A 674-nucleotide genomic window follows, 5' to 3' on the forward strand; every position below is an offset into this window, starting at 1 on the left:
GGCCTCGCGCGAGACCTCGCGCCGCTGCTGGCCGCGGTGCGCCGGCGCCTGCACGAGCCGCTCAGCGTCGAGCAGCTGGCCCGCGAGGCGCACATGTCGCCGCGCACCTTCGCGCGGCGGTTCAAGGACGAGACCGGCACGACCCCGTTGCAGTGGCTCACCAGCGAGCGCATCGCCCTGGCCCAGGAGCTGCTCGAGCAGACCGACGAGCCGATCGAGACCGTGGCGGCCCGGGCCGGGTTCGGCAACGCGGCCACGCTGCGCCACCACTTCTCGGGGTCGGTGGGCGTCACCCCGCAGGCCTACCGGCGCCGCTTCACCTGCGTCGACGACCGTCACGCGGCCGGCGTCGTCGCGTGAGTCGGCTCACCCGGCCCCGCGTGGGCGTCCACCGAACCTGCCCGGACGCGTGATTTTCGCCCGGGCGTGTGCTTGACTCGGTCGGGTTCGTCCGCCCCCGATCGACCTTCAGGTGATGCTCTCGTGGCTTCCCCCGGCCACCGTCGCTCCCGAGCCCCGCTCGCCGAGCGCGTCCTTCGCACCGCGCTGCCCTGCGTCGGCGCCGCCGCCATCGCGGTGAGCACCGTCGGCGTCCTGGCCGGCGCGACCGACGGGACGGACTCGCAGGCCTCCCACGCGTCCGTGCGACAGGTCGTGTCCCGCCCCGACGCCGT

At 75.2% G+C, this 674-nt stretch carries 2 protein-coding genes; both read left to right on the top strand.

Features of this window, described 5'->3' with window-relative positions:
* On the top strand, positions 1 to 360 hold a 360-nt coding region (locus tag AC2W7G_RS17885; protein WP_485869615.1), incomplete at its 5' end, for a helix-turn-helix domain-containing protein.
* 123 nt (positions 361 to 483) lie between these two features.
* Positions 484 to 674, top strand: a 191-nt coding sequence (locus AC2W7G_RS17890) for a hypothetical protein (RefSeq protein WP_485869616.1), incomplete at its 3' end; no start/stop codon positions are given.

The sequence above is a fragment of the Aeromicrobium sp. PFPM2_SD2 genome (genome assembly GCF_057364525.1).